Origin of the sequence: Shimia sagamensis (assembly GCF_900182745.1) — a bacterium.
GTDB lineage: Bacteria > Pseudomonadota > Alphaproteobacteria > Rhodobacterales > Rhodobacteraceae > Shimia > Shimia sagamensis.
This window is the reverse complement of sequence record NZ_FXTY01000002.1, coordinates 499,261-514,753: the sequence shown is the minus strand read 5'-3', so window position 1 is coordinate 514,753 and position 15,493 is coordinate 499,261. Positions and strand designations below refer to the sequence as shown.

Here is a 15,493-nt window from a genome sequence, read left to right as displayed (position 1 = left end):
GATCTACATGTCGAAGGGCTGCGGCTGGCACGACGGGCGATTGAGTTGGACCCGATGGATAGCCGAGGGCAGTTGGCCATGGGGTGGTCAGCGGCGATGTCGCGGCAGTTTGAGCAGGCGGAATTGGCCTTTGATCTGGCGTTTCAGTACAATGAAAATGACCCTTGGACGATGACGTCCTCCGCGGTGGGGCTGGCCTTTTGTGATCAACTTGACGCCTCAAACCGCCTGCTCGATCTGCTGTTTAAGCTGAATTTCCGCCTGCAGCCGTCGCATTGGAGCTATGTCGCGGCCTCCCGGTTTATGGCAGGGGATTATGAGGGCTGTATCGCGGCGTCTGAGAAATCAGATGAGATTTCTCACGACGTGCCCGCCTGGCACGCCTCCGCATTGGGATTGGTCGGGCGCTTGCCTGAGGCGGCTTCGGTGGCGCGGCGGTTTGAAAGCATTGCGCGGTCCAATTGGGTGGCCGAAGCACCGCCTGAGCGGGCCGAAATCACACGTTGGTTGGTGTCCGGCTTCCCGATCCGCAATCGCAAGGTCTGGCTTGCATTGCGGGACGGGTTGCGATTGGCGGATATGCCGGTGCCAGATTTGATTCAAAGCGACAAAATTGCTCTTGGATATCAATTGGATCCCGGCAAATCCTAATGTACTAAGCGCCCGTCACACGCATTTGCGCAAGGCGTAATCTGCGATGCGTTTGGACCGGAAGTTATGTTCCTCTTCCGATGGTGTGACCAATGTCGCGTCGTAGGCTTCGTCGTAAAAATCCGGCAGTGTATAAGGGCTGGGCGGTGGCAGATCGAGGTCGTCGGGATGTGGCAACATGATGCTCACCACTTTCTGATCCGGCGCATTGAAGATTTTAAGCGGATCTTCGCTGGCAAATTCCTCGGCCAGTTCTGCAACGTTGCTGGGCACTTGGTCTCGGAAGTCGCCGACGGTTTGTGGCACCGTGTCCGCATTGCGCGCCCAACCCTGCAAGATTTCACCCATCTTCAGGTAGTTTTTGATTTTGATTTCATAGGGATCCATTGTTCGTCCTCCTTGTTTGAACAGTGTTTTCAGGTAATGGGGGTGGCCGCGACCAGCGTGGGCATGTCGCGGATTGGCGTGCTGCCATAGGCGGCAATTTCGAGGGCTTGGGCGAAGTGAGCGTCTGTGCTGGACGGCGTGTCATCGCCAAAGACCGGGGCAAAGGCCGCGCCGAGGATAAGACCGCCAAGCGGGCCGTAGGTGGCGCCATTGTTGCCATCGATTTGCGCTTCCAACGCTAGGAATGTGACCAGCGGCAAGTTGGCGGTGATGGTTGCCTTGTCCGCATCTGACATGGGCGGTTTGTGGCCCGGACGCACAGCGGCCTCGAGGGCAGCCATGCCGGTAGTGGCGATGCGGTTGTAATGTGTGGCCGCGTCAAAAGGCACGGCGACGCCCTGTGCCGTGAGCGCGGCGGCGGCCGATTGGATCAGGTCTTGCACCCGGCCCAAACCAATCCATTTTTCGCGCAAAAGATCCCGCATCGCGGTGCCCGCGGGGTAGCTGCCTTTGGTGGGCTTGCCAGCGGTGGCAAGCGTCATGCCATCTGCTGTATGTGGCCCAAAGCGGATCGCCCAGTTGAAGTTGTTTGGCAACTGCGCGCCGGGGGCGGTGAAGAACAGAGCCCAGTCGATCTTCCAGTCAATTGGGGTGGGCACCATACCGGGCTCATGCAGCGACGAATGGTTGATGATTTTTCGCAGATCGACCTCGCCAAGATCATGACCATCGACGCCATTGTTCAGCATATACTCCGGGCGCACCATGCTGTGCGCCATGCGGGCAATGCCATAGGCGAAGAGGTCATTTGTCTCAGAGGGCGTGCGTCCAAGGGGGTCCAGACCGGCGTTGGCGTCAAACAGGGCCAAGACGTTCGCAGGCATGATGCGCGGCAACAGGTCGTGGCGTAGGACGCGACGGTAGAGGCGTGCCGTGGCCAGTCGCGCGACGCGGGCGCGGTGATGTGGCGGGATAGGGCCCCCGGTGCCAGGCATCTGAGCCGTCGCTGTATGCGCCACAAGTGTGTTGTAGACCGCATGGAAAAACGCGGTGAGCTGGGCGAGGATATTGTTGTCATCGTTGCGCGAGTCCGGGATCAGCACGTCGGTAAAGGGCCCGTCAGCGTCTGGACTATCAGCGCTGTAGCGATTGCGGGGCAGATCTGCTGACGGGGACAAACGGTCATCAGACATGCGCCCGGCGGGGCGGAATTTGCCCAGACGTAACCGGTGCGTGCCGTCCTGATGTTGCATGTCGAAAGCGTGCGGGCAGACAATCGGGCCACCTCCAAACAGAGTTTCCAGCGCGAGTTTCTCCTGGCGCAGGTTTTGGGACCGTCCGCCGATATCGTCAAAGGCGCGGGGCACCAGAGAGCTGAACACCAGATCATGGCCCGCGAGTTGGAACAGATAGGAATAGCCAGCGGGCACGCCGAGATGGGCGCCCTGTGCTTGGTTGAGGAAGCCTTTGGAAGCGTTGGTTGTGCTGTTGTTGTTGTTGAGCAATGTCGCCAGATAGACCGTCATCTCTTCGGTGAGAGGTGACGGCTGTGATGTGTCACCGGTTGCGGCGAAGACATCATCGATTTCGAGGTCACGGTGCGACATGGCTCAGTCCTTTTGGTTGCTGACACCACTTTATCGGGAATTTCGAATTTGAGATAAAATCAATCAAACTCGCGCAAACACGCGTGTTTACGAACAAAATAAGGGGAAAACTGGCCGAACTGCGTCACATGTGATGCGGAGAAATTAACGGAATCACGATTTGTTAACGGCCAAAAGACTCAAAGCGCGGTTGCCGAGACTGATGTTTCTAGCAGGGCGACTGGCCTCCAATTGCAGGGAAGCAATTGGAGGGGCGTGTGGAAGTGCGAAATCTGTTTCTGTTTGTGGGATAATGCTAGGTCTGTTGCGATTTTGTTTCCAAAGCCGGTGAGGGCTAAACCCCAGCCTATTCGCTCACAGACACTCCAAACGCCTCGGGAGACAGAACCACTTCCTGGCGCAATGCGCCGGTAATGCGATCGTGAATCAGAATGCGGTTGTCATCCGTAACAACGGCCACCCAGCCGTCCCCCATGGTCACAGCTTGGGCCATCACTCCGTCTTGCAAAGCAAGGTTTTCTGGTAAGATGGGACCGTCATCACGGAAGCGCATGACAATCAGTGCAACCACGGTTACAAGCCCGACCATCATCACCACCGTCAGCCCTGTCACCAGCAGGCGCAGAAAGCGGAGGTTGGCGGGTTCAATTGGTTCCGGAGACTCATCCATGGCAGAGGCCCTTGTAGAATTTGTGATTGCGGAAAATCCGCCCAAGCGCCTTGATAAGGCGCTTTCGCGGGATGTGCCAGTGGAAGCGAGCTTGAGCCGCACCCGGCTTGCCAAGCTGATCGCAGGGGGCAGCGTCACTTTGGATGGCGTTGTTGTGAATGATCCCAAACACAAGGTGGCTGGCGGTGAGGCGGTTGCGATCACCGTGCCGGTTGCCGAAGACAGTCACATTGGGCCAGAAGACATCCCGCTGGATGTGATCTGGGAAGATGACGATCTGATTGTGATCAACAAGCCCGCTGGCATGGTGGTGCATCCGGCCCCTGGGACGCCCAATGGCACGCTTGTGAATGCGCTCTTGCATCACTGTGGCGACACACTGTCTGGTGTGGGGGGGATGAAGCGGCCTGGGATTGTGCATCGGATCGATAAAGAAACCAGCGGCTTGCTGGTTGTGGCGAAGACCGATGCGGCCCATCAAGGCCTGGCGGCGCAGTTTGAAGCGCACACCGTAGAGCGCTATTACCGCGCGGTGTGTTACGGGGTGCCAGATGCCAATGACCCACGCCTGCGCGGGGTGCGTGGCGTGAATTTTGAGCCAGGCAACATCATGAAAGTCACCACTCATTTGGCGCGGCATAAGACCGACCGCCAGAGACAGGCGGTGTTGTTTGAAGGCGGACGGCATGCGGTGACCCGTGTGCGGATTGTGGAACCGCTTGGTGACCCGGCCGTGGCCTGTTTGGTGGAGTGCTGGCTGGAAACCGGACGTACACACCAAATTCGCGTGCATATGACCCATGCAGGGCACGGGTTGATTGGCGATCCGGTATACGGCGGGCGACGCAAGCTGGCGGAGAAGGCCATTGGACCCAAAGGGGTGATGGCAGCAAAGTCTTTTGAACGGCAAGCGTTGCACGCGGCGGTGTTGGGCTTTGAGCATCCCGTGACCGGCGAAGATTTGCGGTTTGAAGCCCCGTTGCCGGAGGATATGACGCAGTTGATTGCCGATCTTGGCGGCGCGTGACTGGCGGATTTGCGGCTGCAACAAAACGCACATGCACGTGAAGTACAGCGACTGTCATAGTATGGATCTGCAAAAAACCTTACTCTAGGAGTCAGAAATTTGCGCGTGCTGGTTGAAACGGTCTGTGAGCGTCCTACATTGATGTTAACGACATAAACATACGCCCAAGACAATCAGCGTAAGACAGACAAGGGAGGCATTCGCCATGAGCAATTACAAAAATCTGCCGGCACCCACACCAGAAGGTGGTCTCAACCGGTATCTTCAGGAAATCCGCAAATTCCCGCTTTTGGAGCCGGAAGAAGAATACATGCTGGCCAAACGCTGGGTCGAAGAGCAGGACGCTGATTCCGCCCATAAAATGGTCACCTCGCACCTGCGTCTCGCGGCCAAAATTGCCATGGGCTATCGCGGCTACGGCCTGCCACAGGCTGAGGTGATTTCCGAGGCCAACGTTGGTCTGATGCAAGCTGTGAAGAAGTTTGATCCGGAAAAAGGCTTCCGTCTGGCGACGTATGCGATGTGGTGGATCCGCGCGAGTATTCAGGAATATGTGCTGCGCAGCTGGTCCATGGTGAAACTTGGCACCACGTCGGCGCAGAAGAAGCTGTTCTTCAACCTGCGGAAAGCCAAAGCGCGGATTGGTGCTTTGGAAGATGGCGATATGCGCCCGGAAAACGTGCAGCGGATTGCCACCGATCTTGGTGTGACGGAGAAAGAAGTGATCTCGATGAACCGGCGCATGTCCGGCGGAGATGCTTCGTTGAACGCACAGGTTGGCTCCGAAGGTGAAGGCACTATGGAGTGGATGGATTGGCTGGAGGATGAAACCGCCAACCAAGCGCGCGACTACGAGGCCAAAGACGAGCTGGATGCCCGCCGTGAGCTTCTGACGGAGGCCATGGATGTGCTGAACGATCGGGAGAAAGACATCCTGACCCAACGCCGTTTGACGGAGAAGGCGGTCACATTGGAAGACCTGAGCGGTCAATATGATGTGAGCCGTGAGCGGATCCGTCAGATTGAAGTGCGGGCCTTTGAAAAGCTGCAGAAACGCATGCGGGAATTGGCCGCCACACGCGGGATGTTGACGGCGCACTGACGCTTCTAAATGAAAGATATAGAAACCGGCCCAATTTCGGGTCGGTTTTTTTGTGCGCTTGGGGGCTTTGTTCCGCAACTAGACGTGGTGCGCGTGGGGTGCCATGAAGGGGCATGACGCGCTTTGTTATTCATTTACCAGCCCACCAACTCCCCGGTGTCCGCAACGGGCCTGCCGCGTTTTACCGGCAACTGGGGGCTGCACTGAGCAATGCAGGTGGTGAAGTGGAGCTGCGCGAGCGGATGTATTTGCGGGCGCATGCCGGGTTTGAGCCGGAGGCGTTCCATTTTGTGCATCAAGGCCTGGTTGAGATGTCCAATGTGCTCAACACTGGGCCAAGTTATTTGCAAGATTTCTGGTACGCCGACCCCAACGGCGTGTTTGGGTTGAGTTCGATTTATGACTTGGAGTTTGATCCTGAAACTGTGCGGCCCGAACGCGCGGCCAAGTTCAGTGGGTGGTTGCGTGAGCGGCTATTGGAGCCGCGCCTGTCCAAGCATGGGCAGCCTGCAGAGGCGACTGAGTATCCATCGGGTGCAATCGCAGTGTTCTTGCAAGGCGAGTCGCTGCCGGTAAAGCGGGCGGCGTATACCGATGAAGCCAGCATGGTGGCGGCGTTGATTGCCGCACGTGGGGGACGTGAAGTGTTGATTAAGCGCCATCCCCGCAACAAGGCTGAGGAAAGCTGGCCCCAAATTGAAGCGCTGGCGGCGCAGTCAGATGGCGTGCAAATTGTGGATGGCAATCTGCATGACATTTTGAAGAACGCGGCGCTCTGTGCATCGATCAGTTCCAGCGTAGCTGTGGAAGCGATGTTGCACAGGGTGCCGTCGCTGACCTTTGGGCGGGTGGATTTCCATCATTGCACGCAAACGGTGCAAGACTTGTTGCAGGTGCCTGACGCGATAGAGGCTGCGTGGACGCGCGATTGGCCATTTGAACCCTTCCTGTTTTGGTTTTTCCGCCATCACTGTCTGGATATGAAGGCCAAGACATGGCGCGACAAGTTGAACAAACGCATGGGAGTGTTCGCTTTGAAAGGGCTGAACTAAACCTTTGGGCCGATTGTGCTGTTGCACGCCGAGAGTCTGCGGCATAGCCTCCCAACATCAAATGGGAGCGCTATCATGACCACCTCACCCGTCCGTTGGGGCATCCTCGGGGCCGCCAATTTTGCCAAAACAACCATGGGGCCAGCGATCCATGCAGCAACAAGTGCAGAGCTTGCGGCGGTGGCCTCGTCCAGTGCAGAGAAAGTCGCTGGGTTTGCGGCTTTTGCGCCAGGCGTGCGGCATCATGAGAGCTATGAGGGCATGCTCAACGATCCAGACATTGACGCAATTTACGTCCCACTGCCCAACCATCTGCATGTGGAATGGGGCATCAAGGCGCTTGAGGCGGGCAAATCGGTGCTGATTGAGAAGCCTGTGGGCATGGATGTGGCCGAGATTGATCGCCTGATAGCGGCGCGGGACGCAGCCGGGCTGTTGGCGGCGGAAGCTTACATGATTGTGCATCACCCACAGTGGCAGCGGGCCAAGGCGTTGTTGGCGGACGGCACTATTGGCAAGTTGGTGCATGTGAACGGGGCGTTTTCGTTTTTTAACAATGATACCGGCAATATCCGCAATCAGGCGGCGTCCGGTGGTGGTGGACTGCGTGATATTGGCGTTTATGTGCTGGGCGGCGTGCGGTTTGTCACTGGACAGGAGCCGGTGCAGCTCGATTACGCGCGGGTGCAGTGGGAGCATGGGGTGGATACGTTTGCTGACATGGGGTTTGCCTTTGAGGGGTTCACCTATCAGGCCTATACCTCGATCCGGTCGGCACCTCGTCAGGAAATGCATTTTCATGGCGAAAAGGGCCTGATGACGCTGACATGCCCGTTTAATGCAGGCAAGTTTGATCAGGCGGAATTACATCTGTCGATGCCGGATCAAACCGTGCGCATTGAGCGGTTCCCAGTGGTGAACCAATATGTGCAACAGGTGGAGGCCTTTGGCCGGGCGATCCGCACGGGCGAAACTTATGCTTGGCCGTTGGAGCAGGCACAGGGCACGCAGATGATGATGGATCAGGTTCTGGCGCAAGGATAAGCGGCTGGCCAAAAGAAAACCCCTCGCCGGTATAAGCCGGCGAGGGGTTTTTTGTGTCTAGCAGCGCGAGATCACTCCGCGGCTTTGCTGTCCTCAGCCGGAGCCGCTGCAGGTTCTGCGGGGGCTTCTGTTTTCTTTGGTGCCCGGCGCGGCTTCTTTTCGGTTTTCTCGCCGGATGCCTCTGCCTTGTCCTCGGGCTTTTTGCGCGGGGCGCGTTTGCGCGGGGGCTTTTTGGCTGCTGGCGCTTCCGCCTCTGGTGTGTCCACCACAAGACTGCTTTCAGCCACGTCGACGATCAGGTCAGGTTGATCCGCCTCTGAGAGGTCCACTGGCGCATCAGGGGTGTTTTGCGGGGCAGGGGCTTTGTCGCGGTTGCCACCACCACTGTTGCCTTCGCGCTCCTGACGTTCCATGCGTTCGCGACGTTCGCGGTCCCGCTCGGCCTGGCGTTCGCGGTTCTGGCGGTCTTGTTCCTCGCGCCGCGCATCTTGTTCGCGCTGCGCTTCGTTCAACATGCGCTGATAGTGTTCGGCGTGCTGCTGGAAGTTTTCGGTGGCAACGCGGTCATTGCCCAGCTGGCTGTCGCGTGCGAGCTGATTATATTTGTCGATCACCTGTTGAGGGGTGCCGCGCACTTTGCCTTCAGGACCAGAGCTGTCAAACACACGGTTGACAATATTGCCCGATGTTGGGCGATTGCGGTTTGACTTATTCCGCGAGCGTGACTTCGAAGATCTCATTTTATCTGCAATCCAGCCTTAAATAACTGCGGTCGCTCGTCCCGTTTCACGCCTCTTGCGATCAGTATTCCGGGGGCGACAATTTGTGGCTTGATGTCCAGTCGGGACCGCCCGCAGAGCGGGCATCCACCAATAGGACAAGAACTTGATATTGTGCCTTTGGCATTCGCACAAGTGCTATTATCGCGCAAAAGCTTGCAAAAAGGAAAATTTGCGTGGGATTTAGCCCTTTTGGCCAATCACGACACGGTCGCGGTGGTCCAGATCGTCGTGAATGGCGACATTCTGGAAACCGGCCTTGTGGAAGAGGGATTCTACAGCCGGTCCTTGTTTCCAGCCAATTTCAACCATCAACCAGCCATCTGAGCTGAGATGAGCCGCGGCGCCGTCGATGATTGTACGGTAGGCGGACAGGCCGTCACCTTCATCGGTGAGCGCCATGCGTGGCTCATAAGACAGTTCACGACCGAGATAAGGCATCTCGTCGAGTGCGATATATGGTGGATTGGACACGATCAGATCAAAAGTGCGGGTGACAGCGGTGTACCAGTCGCTTTCAAGCAGGGTCAGCCGATCGGTCAGGCCAATTTGGTCTGCATTCTGATGGGCGACACCCAACGCGGCGGGGGACAGATCGGTCGCCACGCCTGTTGCCTCAGGCCGTTCAGCAAGCAGGGAAAGGATGATTGCGCCCGTGCCTGTGCCCAAATCGAGCACGGTTGAAAATCGCGCTCCAAGCGCCTGCAGGACAAGCGCCTCTGTGTCGGGGCGCGGGTCCAAGGCATCCGGAGTGACAATAAATTCGTGATTAAAGAAGGCGCGTTTGCCAAGCATATGGGAAACAGGCTCGTGGGCGGTGCGCCGTGTGAGAAGGGTCTCCAGTGCCGCTTCCTGCGCCGCTGTGGCAGCTTCGCGCAACTCCAGCGTCAATCGACCCACGGGAATGCCGGTTGCATGGCTTACCAACAGGCGTGCCTCGCCGACTGGATTGTCGACGGGGATGTCCTGCAACACGGTTACGGCGCGCTTCACCAATGCTGCGATGGTGCCTTTCACCCGTTCATCTCCGCCAGGGCTGTGGCCTGCGCATCCGCAGTGAGCGCGTCGATGATCTCATCAAGGTCACCCTGCATGATCTGATCCAGTTTATAGAGCGTCAGGTTGATGCGGTGGTCGCTCATGCGGCCTTGAGGGAAGTTGTAAGTACGGATGCGTTCGGACCGGTCACCTGAGCCCACTTGGCCGGCGCGGTCGGCGGCGCGTTCATCGTCAATCCGCTGGCGTTCCAGATCAAAAAGGCGGGTTTTCAGAACCTGCATCGCGATCTCGCGGTTGCGGTGTTGGGATTTTTCCGAGCTGACCACAATGATGCCGGTGGGCAAGTGGGTGATGCGCACGGCGGAGTCGGTGGTGTTCACGTGCTGACCGCCGGAGCCTGAGGCGCGCATGGTGTCGATGCGGATGTCACCCGCGTCGATTTTCACGTCCACGTCTTCGGCTTCGGGCAACACAGCCACGGTGGCAGCGGATGTGTGAATGCGCCCGCCGCTTTCGGTGGTGGGCACGCGCTGCACACGATGCACACCGGATTCGTATTTCATGCGAGCAAAGACGTTTTCACCTTTGATATGAGCCACCACCTCTTTGATGCCGCCCAGTTCGGTGGCGTTTTCTTCGAGGATGTCGAGCTTCCAGCCGCGGTTTTCGGCGTAGCGCTGATACATGCGGAGGAGATCACCGGCAAACAGGGCTGCTTCGTCGCCACCCGTGCCGGGGCGGATTTCCAAAATGGCGGGGCGGGCGTCGGCGGCGTCTTTGGGCAACAACGACAGCTGCAAGGCGTGTTCCGCTTCGGGCAGAGCCGCGCGCAACTCTGGCAGCTCTTCTTCGGCCAAATCTTTCATGTCCGGGTCGGACAGCATTTCTTCGGCGTCTTCGATGTCACTCAGAAGCCTTTGATAGGCGAGAACCTGCTCCACCACAGGCTTGAGGTCGGAGTATTCCTTGGCGAGCGCAGCAATGTCGCCGCTGCCTTCGGCCATTTGTGCCTCAAGGAACTCAAAACGTTGGGTGATCTGATGCAGTCGTTCTATTGGTACCATGCTGCTAAGTGAGACAATACGCGGGTTTGGTCAAGGGCGCGGTTTGCGCTATACTAGGGCCATGCGACACCTAACCTTGATATTTGCTCTGATTGCATCCTCAGCGGCGGCTGATGGGATGATGAATGGCGTGCCTGTGGATTGTTATTGCACCGACAAACAAGGCCAGCGCATTGAGGTGGGTGAGACCATCTGTTTGCAGGTCGATGGGCGCATGTTCATGGCGCAGTGCCAGATGTCGCTGAATGTGCCGATGTGGCGAGAGGTCTCGCCTGGTTGCCTGAGTTCCAGCTTGAATGCGCCGTTACAGAGCGTCGATCCAACCATCGACGCGGGCGCCGTTTACACCAAAATCCCTGCGCCCAAATCGTGATCGGCCGTAGACTTTGAGCATGTCTCCGTCCTGATAGGCGGTGGTGTAGTCGGGGTAGGCCATTGTTTTGGAACGCGTCACATAGGTGACCATGCCCGCCTCTACGGAGCCAGCAAGCGCCGTGGTGCGAGGGGTGCCAACGGCCACCTGATGAAAGCGGGCAAGGCCGTCGCGGCCAGACATAACAAGACGGCGTGCGGAGTTTTCGGTGTCGCTGTCATGGGCAATCTGAGGTTCCTTGTGCCAGCGGGCTGGATCGCTGGGTGCCAAACGCACGTAAAGCACAAAGCCGATGGCCAATATTGGAACGAGCCAAAGAAAATTCATTTTCCACACACCTGAAATCATCCGCTAGAGTTCGCCGGAAGATCGCCCGACGCCTGCAACTTATGCGGTGGTTTGGCCATTTTCCAGAGGGGGGCGAACTAACGCCGCGTCCACCCCCACAAACAAATCAATTCCAGGGCAATGTGAGCCCCTGCAATGGCAGTGGCACCGGTGGTGTCAAAGGGTGGGGAGACCTCTACCACGTCACCGCCGACAAGATTGATGCCGGCGATGTCGCGCAGGATGATGCTGGCTTGACCACTGGTGAGACCGCCCCAGACAGGTGTGCCGGTGCCGGCCGCAAAGGCCGGGTCCAGACCGTCGATGTCAAAGGTCAGATAAGTCGGATGATCGCCCAGGATGTCGCGGATTTTCTGCGCCACCGCCACAGGACCGGTCTCATGCACTTCGCGCGCGTCAATGATGTTGAAACCCAGCGTGTCCGGGTTTTCGGTGCGAATGCCAACCTGAACAGAGCGTTTGGGATCAATCAGACCATCTTTCACGGCCTTATAGAACATGGTGCCATGGTCGATGCGGTTGGGTTCATCGTCAGCCCAGGTGTCTGTGTGGGCGTCAAATTGTAATAGGCTCAGCGGGCCAAACTTCTCAGCATATGCTTTGAGGATCGGGTAGGTGATATAGTGATCGCCGCCCAGAGCGATGCTGGCTGCACCACCGGCAAGAATGCTGCGAATGTGGTTGGTCAGTGCTTCGGGAAAGTCAGCCACGCGCGCATAGTCAAAGGCAACGTCACCATAATCCACAATACTGAATTCGCTCATGGGATCGTAGCCCCAGCCATAGGGCGGATCAAACGCCTGAATGGCACTGGCCTCGCGGATGGCGCGGGGGCCAAGGCGGGTGCCGGGGCGGTTGGTCACGGCCTGATCAAAGGGGATGCCGGTGACGGCGATGTCCACGCCGGTGAGATCCTTGGAATAGCGGCGGCGCAGGAAAGAGGTGGCCCCGCCAAAGGTGTTTTCAAAGCTCAAACCGCGTGGGTTGTCACGGGTGAAGGCCATATCAACTTGGGTTTTTGCGTCTTCTAGAGCCACGGGTACGTTCCTTCCTGTAGAATTTGATCAAATTTCGCAAATCCCACAGAAAGGTCAAGCCTGAAGACGACATGCGGGCGATCTGTTTTGTCAGACCGCCCGAAATGTGCTTACAGCGGTTGGGCCGTTTCCACCAAACGCGCAAAGAATGAGGCGCCGATGGGTGAGATGTCGTCGTTAAAATCAAACGCAGGGTGGTGCAGACCTGCGCCTTCGCCCGCGCCCAAGAACAGGTAGGCGCCGGGGCGCGCCTCCAACATGTAGGAGAAGTCTTCCGCCCCCATTTCCATGCCTTGATCTGCGTTCACTGCCACGTCGCCGGCAATGTCACGCGCCACATCAGCAGCAAAGGCGGTTTGTGTCTCGTGGTTTATTGTGGCGGGATAGCCGATGTCGATGTCGAGGTCTGCGGTGAGGCCATAGGCGGCGGCTGTGCCGGTGGTGATCTCTTTCAAACGTTGGTGGATCATGGCCTGCACGTCTTTGTCAAAGGTGCGGATGGTGCCGTTGATGAAGCCGCCATCGGGGATCACGTTGTCGGCCGAGCCGGCGTGAATTTGCGTGACAGAGACAACACATTCGTTGCGGGTGTCGTGGTTGCGGCTGACGATGGTTTGGATGGCGTTGACCATGGCGACCGCGGCCACCACCGGGTCGACGGTGTCCTGCGGGTAGGCACCGTGGCCACCTTTGCCCTGTAGCTTAATCGTAAAGCTGTCCACGGCGGCCATGATCGGACCAGGCGTCGTGTGAAACTCGCCAAGTGGCAGGCCGGGGACGTTGTGGATGGCGTAGATGTCTTTCACGTCAAAGCGCTCCATCGCCCCTTCTTCGACCATCACACCTGCGCCGCCGCCGTCTTCTTCGGCGGGCTGGAAGAACAGCGCGACACGGCCGGAAAACTTGCGGGTCTCAGCGAGGTATTTGGCGGCGCCAAGCAGCATGGTGGTGTGGCCGTCATGCCCACAGGCGTGCATCTTGCCGTCTACGGTGCTGGCGTGGTCCAGTCCGGTGATTTCGTCCATTGGCAATGCGTCCATATCGGCGCGCAGGCCCATGGTGGGGCCGTCGCCCTGACCGGTGATGATCGCGACAACACCGGATGTGGCGATGCCCTCGTGGATTTCATCCACGCCAAACTCTTTCAGACGCTGCACAACAAAGGCGGCGGTCTCGTGGCAATTGAACTCCAACTCCGGGTTGGCGTGCAGGTGACGCCGCCAGCCCTTCATTTCGTCGGCAAAATCGGCAATACGGTTTACAACAGGCATGGGTGGACACCTTTCTGAATATTTGTTCACCGCCATCCAAAGCAAATTCCGGAGCACGACGCAATGGCCGAAGATCCCCTTATCCTCAATCCCAACGGCGGATTGCCGCGTCTTTTGGAGATCATGCGGCGTCTGCGCGATCCGGAGACTGGCTGTCCCTGGGATATTGAGCAGGATTTTGCCACCATCGCGCCATATACCATCGAAGAGGCCTATGAGGTGGCCGATGCCATTGAGCGGGAAGCTTGGGATGAGTTGAAAGGCGAGTTGGGCGATTTGCTGTTTCAGTCGGTGTTTCACGCGCAGATGGCCTCCGAGCGGGGCTTGTTCACCTTTGACGAGGTGGCAGACACCATGTCGGACAAAATGGTGGCGCGGCATCCGCATGTGTTTGGCGATGAAAGCCGGGACAAATCCGCAGAGCAGCAAACCCGCGATTGGGAAGCCGTGAAAGCGGCGGAACGGGCAGGGAAGGCGCAGCAAGGCACGCTGGATGGCGTGGCTTTGGGATTGCCAGCGTTGTTGCGGGCAGTGAAGCTGCAAAACCGCGCCGCGCGCGTGGGGTTTGACTGGCCGGACATTTCGCAGGTGGTGGACAAGATTGTCGAAGAGGCGGGCGAGCTGGCCGAGGCCCGAGACAAGCTGACGCAGGCAGAGGTTGAGGAAGAGTTCGGCGACATGCTGTTTGTGATTGCCAATTTGGCGCGGCATCTCAAGATCGAACCCGAAGCGGCACTGCGGGCCACAAACGCCAAGTTTGTCAGGCGCTTTGAGGGGGTCGAAGCAAAACTCAAGCAACGCGGAAAGACCCCAAACGAGAGTAATCTGGAAGAGATGGATGCACTGTGGGATGAGGTGAAAGTTGAGGAAAAAGCACGGAAAGATAATCCTGAATAAATCATTCAGGTATTGACCTGATTAAAAAACTCGGATTAAAGCGGCGTCATCGAAACCGTTCCACCGTGAGTGATGACATGACCAAATTTCTTTCCACGTCGATCTTCTTTGCCGCCGCTGCAGCCGTTGCTGCGCCTGTTCTGGCTGACGAAGTCAACGTATACTCCTATCGCCAGCCTGAGCTGATCAAGCCGCTGACCGATGCATTCACCGCCGAAACCGGCATCAAAGTGAACGTGGCTTACCTGAAAAAAGGTATGATCGAGCGTTTGGAAGCGGAAGGCGACCGTTCCCCTGCAGACATGGTTCTGACCGTGGACATCTCCCGTCTGGCCGGTGTTGTGAACGCAGGCCTGACCCAACCGGTTGTCAGCGACAGCATCAATGAAAACGTGCCTGCACAGTACCGCGACCCAGAGAACCACTGGTTTGGCCTGACCACCCGTGCGCGCATTGTATACGCCTCCAAAGACCGTGTGGCAGACGGTGAAGTCACCACCTACGAAGATCTGGCTGACCCTAAGTGGAAAGGCCGTATCTGCACCCGTTCCGGCACCAACGCATATAACGTGGCACTGACCTCCGCCATGATCGAGCACCACGGTGAAGAAGGCGCAAAAACTTGGCTGGAAGGCGTGAAAGCCAACCTCGCACGCAAGCCACAGGGCAATGACCGCGCACAGGTAAAAGCGATCTGGGCTGGCGAATGTGACATCTCCGTAGGCAACACCTACTACATGGGCAAAATGCTGTCTGACGAAGAGCAGAAAGAATGGGCGGACAGCGTGCGCATCGTGTTCCCAACCTTTGAAAACGCAGGCACCCACGTGAACGTGTCTGGTGTGGCGCTGACCAAAGCCGCCCCGAACAAAGAAAACGCTATCAAGATGATGGAGTTCCTGACCTCGCCAAAAGCACAGGAAATCTATGCCAAAGCCAACTTCGAGTACCCCGTTGCTCCGGGCACCGAAGCCGACGCTTTGGTGTCTGGTTGGGGTGAATTCACAGCGGACGACGTGAACCTGATGACGCTGGCAGGCAACCGCTCCCAAGCGCTGAAAATCACCGAGCAGGTTGATTTCGACGGCTAAACTGGCTGTTGAGAGAGACGAAGAAGGCGGCCTTTGGGCCGCCTTTTTTTGTGAGAGAAGGCCGCGGGAAAGGCTTGAGCGAAAATGTCTGAGA

General features: G+C 57.7%; 15 protein-coding genes. 6 read left to right on the top strand and 9 right to left on the bottom strand.

Annotated features, from left to right (window positions below; translation table 11 throughout):
• Positions 1 to 666: 666 nt before the first annotated feature.
• The 3 genes from QOL67_RS06990 to QOL67_RS06980 all read right to left on the bottom strand — a co-directional run bounded on the left by QOL67_RS06990 (position 667) and on the right by QOL67_RS06980 (position 3,315).
• On the bottom strand, positions 667 to 1,038 hold the full coding sequence (locus QOL67_RS06990; RefSeq protein WP_283425245.1) for a hypothetical protein: 372 nt from the start codon (positions 1,036 to 1,038) through the stop codon (positions 667 to 669).
• Between the two features lie 29 nt (positions 1,039 to 1,067).
• Positions 1,068 to 2,645 (bottom strand): peroxidase family protein, encoded by a 1,578-nt coding sequence (locus tag QOL67_RS06985; protein ID WP_283425244.1) that lies wholly within the window; start codon positions 2,643 to 2,645, stop codon positions 1,068 to 1,070.
• A 346-nt stretch (positions 2,646 to 2,991) separates the two neighbouring features.
• Entirely contained in the window at positions 2,992 to 3,315 is a 324-nt protein-coding gene (locus QOL67_RS06980; protein ID WP_283425243.1) for a DUF6476 family protein, read from the bottom strand.
• On the opposite strand from QOL67_RS06980, the gene QOL67_RS06975 reads away from it, so the two are divergent.
• The 4 genes from QOL67_RS06975 to QOL67_RS06960 all read left to right on the top strand — a co-directional run bounded on the left by QOL67_RS06975 (position 3,314) and on the right by QOL67_RS06960 (position 7,540).
• Positions 3,314 to 4,342: an RluA family pseudouridine synthase gene (locus QOL67_RS06975; protein WP_283425242.1), complete on the top strand. Its 1,029-nt coding sequence runs from the start codon at positions 3,314 to 3,316 to the stop codon at positions 4,340 to 4,342. The genes QOL67_RS06980 and QOL67_RS06975 overlap by 2 nt on opposite strands.
• A 205-nt stretch (positions 4,343 to 4,547) precedes the next feature.
• Entirely contained in the window at positions 4,548 to 5,444 is an 897-nt protein-coding gene (gene rpoH / locus QOL67_RS06970; protein ID WP_283425241.1) for an RNA polymerase sigma factor RpoH, read from the top strand.
• 113 nt (positions 5,445 to 5,557) lie between these two features.
• Positions 5,558 to 6,496, top strand: a complete 939-nt coding sequence (locus QOL67_RS06965) for a hypothetical protein (RefSeq protein ID WP_283425240.1) — start codon at positions 5,558 to 5,560, stop codon at positions 6,494 to 6,496.
• Between the two features lie 75 nt (positions 6,497 to 6,571).
• Positions 6,572 to 7,540, top strand: coding sequence for a Gfo/Idh/MocA family protein (locus QOL67_RS06960; RefSeq protein WP_283425239.1), 969 nt, complete (start codon positions 6,572 to 6,574; stop codon positions 7,538 to 7,540).
• 71 nt (positions 7,541 to 7,611) lie between these two features.
• Here the strand turns inward: QOL67_RS06960 and QOL67_RS06955 are convergent, their stop codons facing one another.
• From QOL67_RS06955 to QOL67_RS06925, 6 genes are all read right to left on the bottom strand, one after another.
• On the bottom strand, positions 7,612 to 8,280 hold the full coding sequence (locus tag QOL67_RS06955; protein WP_283425238.1) for a DUF4167 domain-containing protein: 669 nt from the start codon (positions 8,278 to 8,280) through the stop codon (positions 7,612 to 7,614).
• A 222-nt stretch (positions 8,281 to 8,502) separates the two neighbouring features.
• Positions 8,503 to 9,336, bottom strand: coding sequence for a peptide chain release factor N(5)-glutamine methyltransferase (gene prmC / locus QOL67_RS06950; RefSeq protein ID WP_283425237.1), 834 nt, complete (start codon positions 9,334 to 9,336; stop codon positions 8,503 to 8,505).
• A complete protein-coding gene (gene prfA, locus QOL67_RS06945; protein ID WP_283425236.1) occupies positions 9,333 to 10,382 on the bottom strand; it encodes a peptide chain release factor 1 in 1,050 nt (349 codons plus the stop codon). The genes prmC and prfA overlap by 4 nt, the downstream gene beginning before the upstream one ends.
• A gap of 304 nt (positions 10,383 to 10,686) precedes the next feature.
• On the bottom strand, positions 10,687 to 11,082 hold the full coding sequence (locus QOL67_RS06935) for a DUF1499 domain-containing protein (protein WP_283425234.1): 396 nt from the start codon (positions 11,080 to 11,082) through the stop codon (positions 10,687 to 10,689).
• 98 nt (positions 11,083 to 11,180) lie between these two features.
• Complete coding sequence (speB, locus tag QOL67_RS06930) at positions 11,181 to 12,140, bottom strand: agmatinase (protein ID WP_283425233.1); 960 nt, start codon at positions 12,138 to 12,140, stop codon at positions 11,181 to 11,183.
• Positions 12,141 to 12,250: 110 nt separating this feature from the next.
• On the bottom strand, positions 12,251 to 13,411 hold the full coding sequence (locus QOL67_RS06925) for a M20 aminoacylase family protein (RefSeq protein WP_283425232.1): 1,161 nt from the start codon (positions 13,409 to 13,411) through the stop codon (positions 12,251 to 12,253).
• Positions 13,412 to 13,474: 63 nt separating this feature from the next.
• Between QOL67_RS06925 and mazG the strand changes: the two genes are divergently transcribed.
• Both mazG and QOL67_RS06915 read left to right on the top strand, forming a co-directional pair.
• The gene (mazG, locus tag QOL67_RS06920) at positions 13,475 to 14,308 is read left to right on the top strand and encodes a nucleoside triphosphate pyrophosphohydrolase (protein WP_283425231.1); all 834 of its coding nucleotides are present in this window, start codon (positions 13,475 to 13,477) and stop codon (positions 14,306 to 14,308) included.
• Between the two features lie 77 nt (positions 14,309 to 14,385).
• Positions 14,386 to 15,399 carry a Fe(3+) ABC transporter substrate-binding protein gene (locus QOL67_RS06915; RefSeq protein ID WP_283425230.1) on the top strand — a complete coding sequence of 338 codons (1,014 nt, stop codon included), beginning with the start codon at positions 14,386 to 14,388 and terminating at the stop codon, positions 15,397 to 15,399.
• The last annotated feature ends 94 nt before the right edge of the window (positions 15,400 to 15,493 follow it).